This window comes from Rhodoplanes tepidamans (assembly GCF_030813915.1).
In the GTDB taxonomy this organism is placed as follows: domain Bacteria; phylum Pseudomonadota; class Alphaproteobacteria; order Rhizobiales; family Xanthobacteraceae; genus Rhodoplanes; species Rhodoplanes tepidamans.
This window is the reverse complement of record NZ_JAUSUJ010000005.1, coordinates 49,638-64,577: the sequence shown is the minus strand read 5'-3', so window position 1 is coordinate 64,577 and position 14,940 is coordinate 49,638. Positions and strand designations below refer to the sequence as shown.

Here is a 14,940-nt window from a genome sequence, read left to right as displayed (position 1 = left end):
AGGTCGGATCTCGCGCGGCGCGAGATCCGGGTGAGGGGGCCGAGGCCAGCCATCGGCGCAAACGCCCCTCACCCCGGTCGCGAGCTGCGCTCGCGCCCGACCCTCTCCCCACAGGAGAGGGTCGAGAAACGCCTCATGCCTGCGAAAGTCGCGCCACCTCGTCGATCACGGCCTGACCCATCTCGCGGGTGCCGACCACGGTCGTGCCCTCCGACTTGATGTCGGCGGTGCGCAGGCCCTTGTCGAGCGTGTTGGCGATCGCCGTCTCGATGAAGTCGGCCTCCTTGCCCAGCCCGAACGAGTAGCGTAGCGCCATCGCGAACGACGCCAGCATGGCGATCGGGTTCGCGATGCCCTTGCCCTGGATGTCGGGGGCGGAGCCGTGCACCGGCTCGTACATCGACTTGCGGGTGCCGGTCGCCGGATCGACGTCGCCGAGCGAGGCCGACGGCAGCATGCCGAGCGAGCCGGTGAGCATCGAGGCGACGTCGGACAGGAGGTCGCCGAACAGGTTGTCGGTGACGATCACGTCGAACTGCTTGGGCCAGCGCACCAGCTGCATGCCGCCGGCGTCGGCCAGCACGTGCTCGAGCTCGACGTCCTTGAACTCGCGGGCGTGGAGCGCGGTCATCACCTCGTTCCAGAGCACGCCGGACTTCATGACGTTGCGCTTCTCCATCGACGCCACCTTGTTGCGGCGCTTGCGCGCCAGCTCGAAGGCGACCCGGCCGATGCGCTCGATCTCGTAGGTGTCGTAGACCTGGGTGTCGATGGCGCGCTTCTGGCCGTTGCCGAGATCCACGATGGTCTTCGGCTCGCCGAAATAGACGCCGCCGGTGAGCTCCCGCACGATCATGATGTCGAGCCCGTCGACCACCTCGCGCTTGAGCGAGGAGGCGTCGGCGAGCGCCGGGTAGCAGATCGCCGGGCGCAGATTGGCGTAGAGCGCGAGGTCCTTGCGCAGCCGCAGCAGGCCGGCCTCGGGCCGCGCCTCGTAGGGCACGTCGGCCCATTTAGGCCCGCCGACCGCGCCGAAGATCACGGCGTCGGAGGCCTGGGCCCGCGCCATGGTGGCGTCCGAGATGGCGACGCCCTCGGCGTCGTAGGCGGCGCCGCCGACCAGCCCTTCCTCGGTCTCGAACGTGCCGAGGCCGTGCTGGTTCATCCAGGCGATCAGTCGCTTCACCTCGGCCATCACCTCGGTGCCGATGCCGTCGCCGGGAAGCAGGAGGAGCTTGTACGTCGCCATGATTCGCCTTGTAGGGGGTCGATTGTTCGGGACAGAGCCGCCGTCGCCGGCCGGCGCGATTGTGACGGGCGAGTGCTAATTCGCGGCTCGGCGCTTGGCAAGGCATCCCGAACCCTCTCCCGCGAGGGGAGAGGGGAAGGGGTCGGCCGTGCCCGGGCGAGAGTTCTCTAGATCGTCGGCGCCGGCAATCCCGCTGCGGCGCAGGCGGCCCGGACCGTGTTGACCAGCAGGAACGCCACCGTCATCAGCCCGACGCCGCCCGGGACCGGGGTGACGGCCCCGGCGACCTGGAGGGCTTCGTCGAAGGCGACGTCGCCGACGAGCCGGCCCTTGCCGTCCTGAGTAGGCACCCGGTTGATGCCGACGTCGATCACGGTGGCGCCCGGCTTGATCCAGTCGCCCCGGATCATGCCGGGCCGGCCGACCGCGGCGATCAGGAGATCGGCCCGGCGGCAGACGGCCGGCAGGTCGCGGGTCTTCGAATGCGCCACCGTGACGGTGGCGTTCTCCCGCAGCAGCAGTTGCGCCACCGGCTTGCCGACGAGGTTCGAACGGCCGACCACCACGGCCTCCAGGCCGTCGAGCGAGGGATGCACGGTCTTCGCCATGTACAGGCAGCCGAGCGGCGTGCAGGGCACCAGGCCGGGCATCCCGCTCGCCAGCAGGCCTGCGCTGAAGGGGTGCAGCCCGTCCACGTCCTTGCGCGGATCGATGGCGAGGATCACGGCATGCGGGTCGATCTGCTTCGGCACCGGAAGCTGGACGAGAATCCCGTGTACGGCCGGATCGGCGTTGAGCTTCGCGACGACGTCGAGAACCTCGTCCTGGGTGGCGGTCGCCGGCAGCCGGTGCTCGAACGAGCGCATCCCGGCGGCCACCGTCTGCTTGCCCTTGCTGCGCACGTAAGCCGCGCTCGCCGGATCGTCGCCGACCAGCACCACGGCGAGGCCGGGCACGAGTCCGTGCGCGGCGGAGAGGCGGGCCACCTCGGCGGCGACGGAGGCCCGGACGGCCTCGGACGCCACTTTTCCATCGATCAGACGAGCAGTCATGCGGAGACTCCGGACAGGCGGGCGAGCGCGTCGGCGAGGACGGCGGACGGGCCCGCGATCTTGATTCGCTTGATGCGGGAGGTGTCGCCGGCGGTGAGCGCGACGGCGCGGGCCGGCACCTTCAGGGCCCTGGAAAACAGCTTGATCAGCGCGGCGTTGGCCTCGCCCTCGGTCGGGGCGGCCCGCACCCGCGCCTTCAGCACGGCGCGACCGTCGGCGAGCCGCTCGACGCCGTCGAAGGCGTCGCGGCCGCCCCGCGGGGTCAGGCGCACCGTCACCACCAGCCCGTCCGGCGCCGCAACCCAGGGAGACCCCGACTCGGCCGGCGAATCGGCCGACGAGGCGGCCGCGGGCTCGGTCACACCAGCGCCCGGGCGAGGTTCGGCAGGATCACCGACTGGATGAAGAAGATCACCAGGATGATGATGACGGGCGAGATGTCGATGCCGCCCAGATCCGGCATCACCCGCCGGATCGGCCGCAGCACCGGCTCGGTGATCCGGTACAGGAACTCGCCGATGACCGACACGGCCTGGTTGCGCGTGTTGACGACGTTGAACGCGATCAGCCAGCTCAGCACCGCCGAAGCGATCAGGATGTAGACGTACAGCGTCAGCAGCGTGCTGATGAAACCTAGGAATTCAATCATCTCTCGGGTCTCGTCGGGTGATCGCAATGCGCCGGCGGCGCGCGGATGCGGCGGGCCCGGGCCGAGCGACGTGTACCGTCCCGGTCCCGCACCGGCAAGGCCCAAGAACGCCGCTGGTAAACGTCCTTCACCGGCGGTCCGTCGTAACCGGGGAGAGTCCCGGCCGGCGGCACGTGATCGGCCCGCCGGCGGGCGATTCGCCCGATCCGGTCGGCGGCCCGCGCCTGCAGGCGGTGCCGGCGAGGCGCGGAAGCCACGCCGGAGAGACTTCCTGCACAGGCCCCCGACAATCCTTGACACCATCCGGACCGGACCCGTAAATGGCGCCACCTGATGGCTCGCCGCCCTTGCGGCCGCGAGCGGCGGGGCCGTAGCTCAGTTGGGAGAGCGCCGCAATCGCACTGCGGAGGTCAGGGGTTCAAATCCCCTCGGCTCCACCATCCCATCCGGTCCGATCCGTCGCGCAGCGTCGATCCGCAGCCATACGGCGCGGAGCGGGTGTCTGTCGCCGAGCCGGTCGGCATTGTGTTCGTATGTCGTGATGCGTCGTTTCCCCGCCGGACCAGGTTCGGCTGGCCGCGCCGCGACAGACCTGCCCTCTTGGACTCTTGTGAAGGAATTCCACACATGGCGACCCGCGCGGGGGGCAAGACCCTCACGAAGCTCGTGGCTCCGGAGCCGGCTGCCGCCGCGGCCGAGACGCGATCGCAGCGCCACCAGCCCGAGACCGGCCGCTACCTGCTCCAGGTCGACCGCCAGACCAAGCGGTCGTTCCCGACCATCGAGGCCGCCGAGCAGGCCGGCCGCGTGATCAAGAAGAGCTTTCCGGTGCTGCAGGTCTCGGTCTACGACCCGGTCGACTGCGTCGCCACGCTGATCCAGGCGGAGTGATCCGCCGCGGCAGCGGTGCCGGTCCTGGCGGCCGGACCGCACCACATCGTGGGTGGTCGCAATCCGCAGCACGGCTTGGTGGCAGGGGTTCATTTACCTCTGCGGCCTATAGATCTCGGGGCCCCCGCCAGCCGAGGTCGTCAGAGCCGTGCGCAGCATCCCCTTCGCCAAGCTTCTCCTCATCGTCAGCATCGTCCCGGTTCTGGTGCTGACGCTGTTCGCCGGCCGTCTCACCTACGAGCAGTGGCTCAAATACGCTGCCCTGTCCGAGGCGGACCGGATGCTGCAGCTCGCCGTCTCGGTGACCCGGTTCGTCGCCTTCGGGTTTCCGGCCGAAGGGGCGGCGGAGCGCGAGTGGCTGCTCGGCCGCACCGACAAGGCGGCGCTCGACGCACAGCGCCGGTCGACCGACCAGAGCTACAAGGCGCTGCAGGACACGGTCGCCGCGGTGGCGCCGGAGGACCCGGCGATCCGCGGTTATCTGCGCGCCATCGACGAGCGGCTCGGCCAGCAGGCGGGGCACCGCGCCCGCATGGACGCCAAGTCCGCTGCTCTGTCCGACATCCCGGCGTTCCGGGCGCCGCTGGCCGGCATCGGCATCGAGCTGATCGGTCGCACCGCCGTGGTGACCGCCGAGGACGGGCTGTCGCGTCGCATCCTCGGCCTGTTCGCCCTGCTCAAGTACAACAGCGCGAGCCTGGTCTCGCGCAACAACGGCGAGCGCGCGCTGCGCGAAGGCGGCCTGCCCGGGCCGGCCTTCCTGATGCTGACCGAAGCGGCCGCCCACCAGGGCAGCTACGGCCGTCTTCTCGAGGATTACGCGCTGCCCGACGTCGTCGCGCAGTATCGTGAGTTCCTGCGGGCCAACGGCAGCCGCTATGCGGAGCTGCAGGCGCTGGCGCTGAAGAACGCCGGCCAGAAGGCCTCGGAGGCCGACGTCAAGGCCTGGGATGCCGTCAACCAGGTGCTCCTTCCGACGATGTCCAAGCTAATCTCGGCGAGCCTCGACGGCAGCGTCGCCGAAGCCGACCGCCGGCTGTCGAACGCATGGTGGAACATCGTCCTCTATTTCGTCCTCACGGTCGGCGCCATCCTGGCCGTCGTGGTGATGAGCCGCATCGTCCTGCGCACCATCCGGGATCTGATCGGCGGGCTGTCGAGTGCCATGGGAGAGATGCGCGACGGCCGCTACGACATCACGGTGCCGAACATCGATCGGACCGACGAGTTCGGCGCCATGGCGCGCTCCATCGAGGTTTTCCGCGTCTCGGCGATCGAGCGCATGGCTGCCGAGGACCGCGCCCGCGCCGACCAGACCGCCCGCCAGAAGCACGTCGAGAGCCTGATCGCCGCGTTCCGGGGGCAGGTGCGCGACGTGCTCGCCGCGGTCGACACCAGCGTGAGGAAGCTCGAAGGCACCGCGTCGTCCCTCGACACCGTCGCGGCCTCGGCCACCCAGCAGGCCGGCGACGCCGCCCAGGCCTCCGAGCAGGCGGCCGAGAACGTGTCGAGCGTCGCCTCGGCGGCCGACGAGCTCGGCTCCTCGGTGGCCGAGATCGGCCGCCAGGTCCACCAGGCCAACAAGGTGGTCTCCGAGGCGACGGCGCTCGCCAACCGCTCCAACCAGCAGGTTGCCACGCTGGCCCAGGCGGCGCACCGCATCGGCGACGTCGTCGGTCTGATCAAGGCGATCGCCGAGCAGACCAACCTCCTCGCTCTCAACGCCACCATCGAGGCGGCCCGCGCCGGCGAGGCCGGCAAGGGCTTCGCGGTGGTCGCCTCCGAGGTGAAGACGCTGGCGAGCCAGACCGGCAAGGCGACCGAGGACATCGCCTCCCAGGTCGCCGGCATTCAGACCTCGACCGGCGAGGCGGTGGAGGCGATCGGCCGCATCACCGCGACCATGGACGAGATCGGCCGTTTCACCGGCTCGATCGCCGCGACCATCGAGGAGCAGGGCGCGGCCACCAACGAGATCTCGCGCAACGTCGCCCAGGCGGCGGCCGGTGCCAGCAGCCTCGCCGGCAACATCACCACCGTAACGGGGGCGATCGGCGAAGCGAGCCGCTCCGCCGGCGAGGTTCTGGGCGCGACCGGCGAGCTCGCCGGCGCCGCCCGCAACCTCCAGGCCTCGGTCGACGAGTTCCTGGCCAAGGTCGCCTGAGGCCGCCGCTGCAGCGGCGGCCCGCCGCAACGGCCGGGCGGCTCACAGCCGTCCGAGCAGCATCCACCACAGGACGTCGAGCGGCCACAGCAGCAGGATGGTGAGCAGCGCCAGTGCCAGGCAGGCCCGCACCGCCTCGCGGACCGGCAGCGCGCCGATCTGCACGGCGACGGCGAGCGGCGGCGCCTGGTAGGGCAGGAAGATGGTCGAGAAGCCGAGCACCTGGCTCATCGTCACGGTGGCGATCGGCAGCCCGGTCGCGGTCGCCAGCACGGGCGCGATCGGGGTGAGGATCGCCGGCACGCCGACCGCGGTGACCAGCGGCCCCAGCCCGGCCGCGATGGCGGCCAGCCCGACATAGCTCGCGACCGCATTGCCGGCGAGCGGCGCGATGACGCCGGCGAGCAGCTCGCCGAGCCTGGTGCCGAGCCCGGTATGGCCGACCACGGCGCCGAGACCGACCACGCCGGCGACGTAGACGATCGGCTCGAAGGCGACGCTCTTCATCGGATTGGCCGGCAGGAGCCCGGTGCCGGGCCACAGGCACACCACCGCGGCTGCCATGCCGACCCAGGTGGCCGAGACGCCGTGCAGGCTGTCGGTGAGCCACAGGCCGATGGTGGCGACGAGCAGCGCGGTGAGCCGCTTCTCGCCGGTGGTCATCGGGGGCGGCGGTTCGGTCTCCGGCGCCGGCACCGGGGCGACGTCGCGGAACATCACGGTGAGCAGCCCGATCAGCAGCGCGAGCTTGGCGATCCCGATCACCGGAAAGTGCAGCAGCAGATATTCCGAGAAACTCGGCACCCCGAGGCCGGTGGTCTCGAGCAGGCCGGCCAGCACGTTGTTGGGCACGTTGGCGGGCAGGATGCCCATTGCCGGAAAGAACGTGCCGTAGAGGCCGGCCAGCATCACGCCGGCGCGGCCGCGCGAGCCTTTCGGCAGGCCGGCGCGCTGCGCAAAGGCGGCGAGCAGCGGCGCCAGCAGGAAGATTCGGCCCATGCCGGACGGCATCAGGAAGGCGAGCGCGGTGCCGAACACGGCGACCCGGGCGATCACGGCCCGGAACGAGCCGTTGGCGATCGCCGCGAGCCTGGCGCCGAGCCGGTCGGCGAGACCGGTGTGGCCGAGCGAGGCGCCGATCACCGAGCCGGAGAAGACGAGCCACGCGGCCGGCCCGGTGAAGCCGGACAGGAACACCGAGGCGGGCGCCACGAGCCCGATGGCGCAGATCACGAAGAACACGAAGGCGGCGAGATATTCGGGGACCACCCGGGTCGCCCACATCAGCACGGTCGCCAGGACGACGAAGAAGGCGAGCCACAGGCTGTGGCCGCCGCCGGCGTGCTGGACCGCGGCCGCGATCGCCAGCGCGATCACCGGGACGGCGACGACGGCCGATTTCCACGCGGCCATCAGCGGGCCGCCCGGAACGGGGCCGGCATGGACACGGCCGGGCGGGGCAGGGTAGGGGCGGGCAGGCGGCGCAGGAGCGCGGAACGGGCGGGCACGGGTCGACCTCCGACGGGGGCGGAACCCATGCATGTGACAGGCCACGCGGCGCTCGACCACTGCGAAGTTGGAAACCGGCCCGTGCGGCCGGCGAGGGCCGCCGGCCGCCTGGTCTTCGCGATCGTCGTCGGGCCGGCGGCGCGGCGGATCAGGCCGCCCGCACGGTGGCGAGGAACTTCTCGACCTCGGTGCGGAGCTGGCTGCTTTCGAGGGCGAGCTGGCCGGCCGCGGTCAGGACCTCGCCCGAGGCGGCGCCCGTCTCCTCGGCGCCGCGGCTCACCTGGATGATGGTCGCGGCCACCTGCGTGGTTCCGGCCGCCGCCTGCTGGATGTTGCGCGAGATCTCCGCGGTCGCGGCGCCCTGCTCCTCGACGGCGGCGGCGATCGCCGACGCGACCTCGGCGATCTGCCCGATCGTGCCCGAGATCTCCCGGATCGCCGACACCGAGTCCCGGGTCGCCGCCTGCATGGCCGCGATCTGGGCGGAGATTTCGCCGGTCGCCTTGGCGGTCTGGCCGGCCAGCGCCTTCACCTCGGCGGCAACCACGGCGAAGCCCTTGCCGGTCTCGCCGGCGCGGGCCGCCTCGATGGTGGCGTTGAGGGCCAGCAGATTGGTCTGCTCGGCGATGGCGGTGATCATCTCGACCACGTCGCCGATGCGGGTGGCGGCCTGGGACAACTCGTTCACCCGTGCGTCGGTCTTGGCGGCCTGGGTGACGGCCTCGTCGGCGATCCGGCTCGACGCCTGCACCTGACGCGAGATCTCGCCGATCGACGAGGACATTTCGTTGGTCGCGGCGGCGACCGCCTGGACGTTGGTGGAGGCTTCCTCCGAAGCGGAGCTGACGGTCGCCGACATCTGCTGGGTGGTGTCGGCCGTGCGGGTGAGCGTCGTCGCGGTCGCCTCCAGCTCGGTCGCCGCCGACGACACCGTGCCGATGATGCCGCCCACCGTCGCCTCGAACCGATCGGCGAGCCGGACCATGTCGGCCCTGCGCTCGGCCGCGAAGGCCCGTTCCTGTTCGGCCTGGGCCATCGCCTCGCGCCGCGATCGGTCCTGTGCCTCGACCTTGAACACCTCGACGGCGCGGGCGATGTCGCCGATCTCGTCGGCGCGCGCCAGGCCCGGCAGCGCGACGTCGAAGTCGCCTGCCGCCAGCCGCTGCATGCCCGAGGTCATGGCCGACAGCGGCCGCGACACGGCGCGGGCGATCAGGAAAGCAATCACGCCGACGCCGAGCGTGACGACCACGATGGCGATCTGCATCAGCCGGCCGGTCTCGGTGCGCGAGGCCGTCTCGGCGCCTTCGCTGGCGGCGCGGGCCTGGTCGAGCGCCCGGTGGATGGCGTCGAACCGCGGCTCGATCCCGGCGAAGGCCTCGGACACCCGCTTCTGCGCCGCGGCGGCGCGGCCGGCCTCCGCCATCCAGGCGAGGACGTCGGTCTGGTAGGCGTCGAGCATCGCCAGAAGGTCGGCCCGCACGGTCTCCGGCACGGCGGAGGCGGCCAGCCGCGAGCGGAACTCGGTCGCGCGCGCCTTCATCTCGTCGCCGTAGCGCGGGTCGCCGCGCAGCATGAAGTCCTTCTCGTGACGGCGCATCATCAGCATGGTGACGGTGAGCCGCGGCTCGTCGAGGCTGCGGAGCCGGGTCTCGATGGCGTGCACCGACTTGCGCAGCCGCCCTTCCAGCCCGGCATTCTCGTCGAGGCCGAGGGCGGTGCGGGCGGCCGCGAGGTCGGCGAAGTGGCGCGCATAGGTCTCGAAGCCGGTCCGGACCGCCTCGAGATCGCCCCGGATCGTGCCGCCGGCGGCGGCCGTCATGGTCTGAAGAGCGGCGATCTCGTCGCCGATCGACCGGCTCAGCTCGGCGTGGCGGCGCACATACTGCTCGTCCTTGCGCAGCAGGAAGTCCTTCTCGGCGCGGCGGATGTCGAGGAGCCGCACGAGCAGGCGGTCGGCGCTGCGACCGATGGCGCGCGCGTCCTCGGCGGCCAGGCGGAACTGCGACTGGGTGGCGTTTCCGGCGAAATACAGGCCCGCGACGATGAACAGCCCGACGATCCCGAGCGCCCCGAGGCCCGCGATCTTGTGAGTGAGACGTAGCCGAAACGTCATGCGGGATCCTTTCGCCGTCGAGCGCCGCCGTGCGGGAGCGCTCGCATCTTTGCAATTTTCTGGTTGTAACGAGAGAAGGTAAATTCTTTCGCCGGATCGGTGCCGCGAGAGGCGCTTTGCGGTGCAGGGGAGCCATGCCCGTCCGGCGCCGATCCGCGTTCGGCGCGGGTCCGGTCGAAGCCGGGGGCGTCCCCGCCGGCCTTCGACCGCCGCTTCCGTCACCGCTCGGAGTCGAGCACCGCCATCTGCGCCTCGGCGTAGCGCGCGCCGGCGGCGGCCCCCTTCGGCACGGCCCGCTCGATCGCCGCGAGGTCGTCGGCCGACAGCGTCACGTCGAGGCTGCCCAGCGCCTCGGCGAGGCGGTCGCGGCGCCGCGCCCCGACCAGCGGGACGATGTCCGGCCCCTGTGCCGCCACCCAGGCGATCGCCGCCTGGGCCACGGTGATGCCGCGGGCCTCGGCGACCGTTCGCAGCGCCTCGACCAGGGCGAGGTTGCGGTCGGCATTGTCGCCCTGGAAACGCGGGCTGTGGGCCCGGAAGTCGGCCGCCGACGCAGCCTCCTTCGTCCAGTGGCCGCTGATCAGGCCGCGCGACAGCACGCCGTAGGCCGTGACCCCGATGCCGAGCTGGCGCAGCGTCGGCAGGATGGTCTCCTCGATGCCGCGCGAGATCAGCGAGTACTCGATCTGCAGGTCGCAGATCGGGTGGACGGCGGCGGCCCGCCGGATCGTCGCGGCGCCGACCTCGGAGAGGCCGATGTGCCGCACATGGCCGGCCTTCACCATGTCCGCGATGGCGCCCACCGTCTCCTCGATCGGCACGGCCGTGTCGAGCCGGGCCGGGCGGTAGACGTCGACATGGTCGGTGCCGAGCCGCTGCAGCGTGTAGGCCAGGGCCGTCTTCACGGCGGCGGGCCGCGCGTCGTAGCCGAGCCAGCTGCCGTCGGGGCTGCGCTGGGCGCCGAACTTCACGCTGATCCGCACCCTGTCGCGCGGCACCTGCTTCAGAGCTTCGGCGATCAGCAGCTCGTTGTGGCCCATGCCGTAGAAATCGCCGGTGTCGAGCAGCGTGACCCCGGCGTCGAGCGCGGCCTGGATGGTGGCGAGGCTCTCCGCACGGTCGGCCGGGCCGTAGAAGGCCGACATGCCCATGCAGCCGAGCCCGAGGGCCGAGACGGTGGGGCCGGTGTGTCCGAGCTGACGCTGTTGCATCGATAGTCTCCGTCGTGGGGGGGCGACCGGGGCTCCCGGTCCGCTGCGGCAGACTATGGGGGCTGGCGCTCTGTTCGATAACGCGGCAAACTCGGAACGGGTTGTTCGCTTGGCCGAACAGTGGCAGGGCCGATGGCACAGGCGGATCTGGCCGATCTCGACGCCTTCGCGGCGGTGGCGCGGGCGCGCAGCTTCCGCGGGGCCGCGGCGGTGCGCGGCGTGTCGCCGTCGAGCCTCAGCGAGGCGGTGCGGCGGCTGGAAGGGCGGCTCGGCGTCCGCCTGCTCAATCGCACGACCCGCAGTGTCACCCCGACGGAGGCCGGCACGCGCCTCCTGGAGCGACTCGGCCCGGCGCTCGGCGAGGTCGCGGCGGCGCTCGACGCCGTCAACAGCTTCCGCGACAGTCCGACCGGCACGCTGCGTCTTAACGTGCCGTCCATCGTGGCGCGCTGCGTGCTGCCGCCGATCGCCTGCGCGTTCCTGGCCCGCCATCCCGGCATCACCCTGGAGGTGGTCGCCGAGGACGGCTTCCTCGACGTGCTGGCGGCCGGCTTCGACGCCGGGGTGCGCTACGACGAGCGGCTCGAGCAGGACATGATCGCGGTGCCGATCGGGCCGCGGGTGCAGCGTTTCGTCTGCGGCGCGGCGCCGGCCTATCTGGCGGCACGCGGTGCCCCGCAGCACCCGCGCGATCTGCTGGAGCACGCCTGCATCCGCCACCGCTTCGCCAGCGGCATGGCGCTGCCGTGGGAGTTCGAGCGCGACGGCGAGGTGGTCCGCATCAGCCCGAAGGGGCCGCTCGTCGCGTCCGCCATCGATCTGGAGCTCGCCGCCGCCGAGGGCGGGCTCGGCGTCATCACGTCGTTCGAGGAGTTTCTCGCGCCGGCCTTCTCGCGCGGCACGCTGGTGCCGGTGCTCGCCGACTGGTGGCAGAGCTTCTCGGGGCCGTTCCTCTACTACGCCGGCCGGGATCACCTGCCGGCGCCGCTGCGTGCCTTCGTCGCCTTCCTGCGCGAGCGGGCCCGCGGCGGCGCGACCTCGGCGTGAGGCGCGGCCGCACGACTTGACAGCGGCGGACCCGATCGCATCTTCCGCGCTTTCCGCCGCGTTACCCCCGCCGAGAGTCCTGTCGTTTCATGACCATCGCATGTCTCGCGTCCGGTGCCTGCGCGGTGTCCGCCGGTCTGGTCGTGGTGGTCGCGCTCGTGACGGCCGGCCTCACCGCCCGCCGCATCGTCGCGATCGCCGACCCGCGTCGCCGGCTCGAATGGGCCGTGCTGGCGCCCGTCGTCTATGCCGTGGCTCTGCTGGTGCTGGCGCGCCCGCTGCTCGCCTTGCTGCTCGCCGAGGCGCTCGTCCGCCTTTCGATCGAGCTGCCGCCGCTGATCAAGGCGCTGCGCAAGGCCACGGACTCCGCCGCGGTGCTGCGGCGCGTCGCCCGGGCATGGCCGGCCGTGACGGTGCGTCTCGGGCTGCTCGCGACGGCAACCGTCCTGGAGCCGGTCCATCCCGGTCTGGCGGCGCTTGCCGCGACGGCGCGCGCCGGTCTCGACGGGCTGCGGCCGGCGGCGGGATGGCTGGTCGCCGCGCTGGTCCTCTACACGGTGGCGAAGCGCATCCTGCGCAGTGAGCCGGGCGCAGCCGACGCGCGCTTCGCCGGCGCCATCGCCCTGCTGGTCTTCTCGGTCGGGCTCGTGGCCGGCGGCCGCCCGGCCGCGGCGGCGCTCGCCGTCGCCGTGCTGGTCGATCTCCTGATGGCGCTGTCGGCCGCCAAGTTCCGGCACACCGGCATGAACCTGCACGCCTACGACCTCGTCGCCTTCCCGCGCGACCGGGCGGCGCTGCGGTTCCTGATCGGCACCCATCGCGGGCTGGTGATCCGCACGGCCGGCCGGGCGCTCGCCGGTGCCGTCCTGGTCGGCGCGGCGGCCGCCGTCGAGCCGGTCGCGATCGACCGGATCGCGGCGCTCGGGCTGTGCCTCGTGGCGGCCCTGCTGGTGGCGGCGACGCGGCGCGGCGTGCCGGCGCATCGCGACTTCGTGCACTACGCCCGTCCCGTGCATCTCGCCCGGCTCGCCCTGAGCGCCGGCGAGGCCCTGCAGGCCTGGCGGCGCGGCGGGGTCCTCGCGGTGGCGTCGCCGAACGGCCTGTCGTCGCCTGCCGGGCCGGTCCCCGGCGCCGTCGGCGCGCCCGACGACGCGCCGCCCGACATTGTCCTGATCCTGAGCGAGTCGACCTTCCCGCCGCCGCTGTACGGCATCCCGCTCGACCCGGAGCTCGCCGGCTTCTTTCGTTCGGCCGACGGGCGCAGCCGCGGACTGCGGGTCGAGACGTTCGGCGGCATGTCGTGGAGAACCGAGTTCTCGGTCCTGACCGGCATTCCGTCCGGGTGCTACGGCGCCTTCGCGACCCATGTCTTCCACTGGGCGACCGGACGCGTCCGCACCGGCCTGCCGGCCCGGCTCGCTCGCCGCGGCTACCGCAGCACGGCCGTCTATTCGAGCGTGAAGTCGTTCGTCGGCACCGGTGCGTTCTACGACTCCGTCGGTTTCGACACGGTGCTCGACCGCGACAGCTTCGGCATCGACAGCGACTGGGCGCCCGACCGGTTCTATTACGATCGCGCGCTCGACTGGCTGCAGGGCCATGCCGAGGCGGGTGGCGGCCCGGCCTTTCTCTATGTCGTCACCAGTTCGAACCACTTTCCGCACGACCGGCGTTTCGACGGCGGCATGGCGCCGCCGACGCCGCCGATCGCCGGCACGGAGACGGACGAGTACATGCGCCGTCTGCGCGCCTCGGCGCAGGACTATGCCGCGCTCCGGGAGGCGCTCGCCCGCCGCGTTCCGTCGCGCCGCGTCCTGATCGTCCGGTTCGGCGACCACCAGCCGCCCTTCACGGCGCGGCTGCTCGGGCACGACCCCGCGGCCGCGGCGTTTCCGGAGCAGGCGCCGCGTGAGGAGCTCGCCTATCGCACCTTCTTCGCCGTCGACGGGATCGGCACGACGCCGGTGCTCGATCACGAACTGCCCGACGAGATCGAAGCCGCCTATCTCGGCACCGTGCTGACGCGGGCGGCCGGGTTGCCGCTCGATCCGCTCGATGTGCTGCGCTACGGGCTGATGGTCCGGCTCGACGGCCGGCTGTACTTCGCCGACGACGGCCGCACGGCGGCGCGGCTCAACGGCCGCATGGTGGAGCAGGGGCTGCTGCTGCCGCACTGACCGGCGACGGTGGCGCGGTTCGGCCGGCGGCCGGCCGTCTCAGCCGGCCGCGTAGGGGCCGGCGGCCATCGCCATGCCGGTGACGCGCTCGGCACCGCGGCCGGGGCGGGCCTCGGACCGCGGGGCGAGCCAGCCGTCGAGGAACTCGGCGAGCCACGCCCGGATGGCGCCGTCGTACATGGGCCGCTCGGCGAAGTGGTCGGTGCGCGGCCGCGCCCCGGGCAGCGCCAGTCGCTCGTGGCCGCGGGTGGTCCAGCGGCACATCATCGCATGGGTGACCTCGGGGTGGAACTGGATGCCGTAGGCGGCCGGCCCGTGCCGGAACGCCTGCACCCGGAACATGTCGCCCTCGGCGAGCAGGCGCGAGCCCGACGGCAGCTCGAACCCCTCACGGTGCCACTGATAGACGTGATCGGGCCAGCGCGGGCAGACGCGGTGGCCGTCGAGGGTGGCGCGCAGCGGATAGTAGCCGATCTCGGCCTTGCCCTCGGGGTGCGGCGCGACGCGGGCGCCGAGGTGCCTGGCGAGCATCTGGGCCCCGAGGCAGATGCCGAGAAACGGCTTCTGCTCCTTCAGCGGCACGGCGAGCCAGTCGATCTCGGTCTTGATCCAGTCGTCGGGATCGTTGGCGCTCATCGGCCCGCCGAACACCACGACACCGGCATGCTCGGCCAGCGTCTCCGGCAGCCGCTCGCCGAAGCGGGGTCGGCGCACGTCGAGCGGGATGCCGCGCGCCTGCAGGAACTGCCCGACGCGCCCCGGCGTCGAGGTCTCCTGGTGCAGAACGATCAGAACGGGCTCGGGCATCGGCGTTTCGGTCCCTGGCAGCGGCTGGGAAGCAATCAATCTGCGAGCCTAAATGGGCCGCATTGCGA

At 72.1% G+C, this 14,940-nt stretch carries 12 protein-coding genes and 1 tRNA gene; 5 read left to right on the top strand and 8 right to left on the bottom strand.

Translation table 11 applies throughout. From position 1 onward, the window contains the following. Positions 1-133 precede the first annotated feature (133 nt). The 4 genes from leuB to J2S22_RS07735 all read right to left on the bottom strand — a co-directional run bounded on the left by leuB (position 134) and on the right by J2S22_RS07735 (position 2,950). Positions 134-1,249: a 3-isopropylmalate dehydrogenase gene (gene leuB, locus J2S22_RS07750; protein WP_272776636.1), complete on the bottom strand. Its 1,116-nt coding sequence runs from the start codon at positions 1,247-1,249 to the stop codon at positions 134-136. 167 nt (positions 1,250-1,416) lie between these two features. After that, a complete protein-coding gene (gene folD, locus J2S22_RS07745) occupies positions 1,417-2,301 on the bottom strand; it encodes a bifunctional methylenetetrahydrofolate dehydrogenase/methenyltetrahydrofolate cyclohydrolase FolD (protein ID WP_272776637.1) in 885 nt (294 codons plus the stop codon). Continuing rightward, positions 2,298-2,663 (bottom strand): DUF167 family protein, encoded by a 366-nt coding sequence (locus J2S22_RS07740; protein ID WP_272776638.1) that lies wholly within the window; start codon positions 2,661-2,663, stop codon positions 2,298-2,300. The genes folD and J2S22_RS07740 overlap by 4 nt, the downstream gene beginning before the upstream one ends. Next, positions 2,660-2,950: a YggT family protein gene (locus J2S22_RS07735; protein ID WP_272776639.1), complete on the bottom strand. Its 291-nt coding sequence runs from the start codon at positions 2,948-2,950 to the stop codon at positions 2,660-2,662. The genes J2S22_RS07740 and J2S22_RS07735 overlap by 4 nt, the downstream gene beginning before the upstream one ends. Positions 2,951-3,314: 364 nt before the next feature. Between J2S22_RS07735 and J2S22_RS07730 the strand changes: the two genes are divergently transcribed. From J2S22_RS07730 to J2S22_RS07720, 3 genes are all read left to right on the top strand, one after another. Further along, a tRNA-Ala gene (locus J2S22_RS07730) sits at positions 3,315-3,390 on the top strand. A 187-nt stretch (positions 3,391-3,577) separates the two neighbouring features. Beyond that, positions 3,578-3,841, top strand: a complete 264-nt coding sequence (locus J2S22_RS07725) for a hypothetical protein (protein WP_272776640.1) — start codon at positions 3,578-3,580, stop codon at positions 3,839-3,841. 148 nt (positions 3,842-3,989) lie between these two features. Further along, entirely contained in the window at positions 3,990-6,005 is a 2,016-nt protein-coding gene (locus J2S22_RS07720; RefSeq protein ID WP_272776641.1) for a methyl-accepting chemotaxis protein, read from the top strand. Positions 6,006-6,047: 42 nt separating this feature from the next. Here J2S22_RS07720 and J2S22_RS07715 read toward each other — a convergent pair whose 3' ends face one another. The 3 genes from J2S22_RS07715 to J2S22_RS07705 all read right to left on the bottom strand — a co-directional run bounded on the left by J2S22_RS07715 (position 6,048) and on the right by J2S22_RS07705 (position 10,841). Further along, positions 6,048-7,418 carry an SLC13 family permease gene (locus J2S22_RS07715; RefSeq protein WP_272776642.1) on the bottom strand — a complete coding sequence of 457 codons (1,371 nt, stop codon included), beginning with the start codon at positions 7,416-7,418 and terminating at the stop codon, positions 6,048-6,050. A 244-nt stretch (positions 7,419-7,662) separates the two neighbouring features. After that, on the bottom strand, positions 7,663-9,630 hold the full coding sequence (locus tag J2S22_RS07710) for a methyl-accepting chemotaxis protein (RefSeq protein WP_272776643.1): 1,968 nt from the start codon (positions 9,628-9,630) through the stop codon (positions 7,663-7,665). Between the two features lie 218 nt (positions 9,631-9,848). Continuing rightward, the gene (locus J2S22_RS07705) at positions 9,849-10,841 is read right to left on the bottom strand and encodes an aldo/keto reductase (RefSeq protein ID WP_272776644.1); all 993 of its coding nucleotides are present in this window, start codon (positions 10,839-10,841) and stop codon (positions 9,849-9,851) included. Positions 10,842-10,973: 132 nt separating this feature from the next. On the opposite strand from J2S22_RS07705, the gene J2S22_RS07700 reads away from it, so the two are divergent. Both J2S22_RS07700 and J2S22_RS07695 read left to right on the top strand, forming a co-directional pair. Next, positions 10,974-11,888: a LysR family transcriptional regulator gene (locus J2S22_RS07700; RefSeq protein WP_272776645.1), complete on the top strand. Its 915-nt coding sequence runs from the start codon at positions 10,974-10,976 to the stop codon at positions 11,886-11,888. 89 nt (positions 11,889-11,977) lie between these two features. After that, positions 11,978-14,065: a sulfatase-like hydrolase/transferase gene (locus J2S22_RS07695; RefSeq protein WP_272776646.1), complete on the top strand. Its 2,088-nt coding sequence runs from the start codon at positions 11,978-11,980 to the stop codon at positions 14,063-14,065. A 39-nt stretch (positions 14,066-14,104) separates the two neighbouring features. On the opposite strand, the gene J2S22_RS07690 is transcribed toward J2S22_RS07695, so the two are convergent. Then, positions 14,105-14,872 carry a glutamine amidotransferase gene (locus J2S22_RS07690; RefSeq protein ID WP_272776647.1) on the bottom strand — a complete coding sequence of 256 codons (768 nt, stop codon included), beginning with the start codon at positions 14,870-14,872 and terminating at the stop codon, positions 14,105-14,107. Positions 14,873-14,940 lie beyond the last annotated feature (68 nt).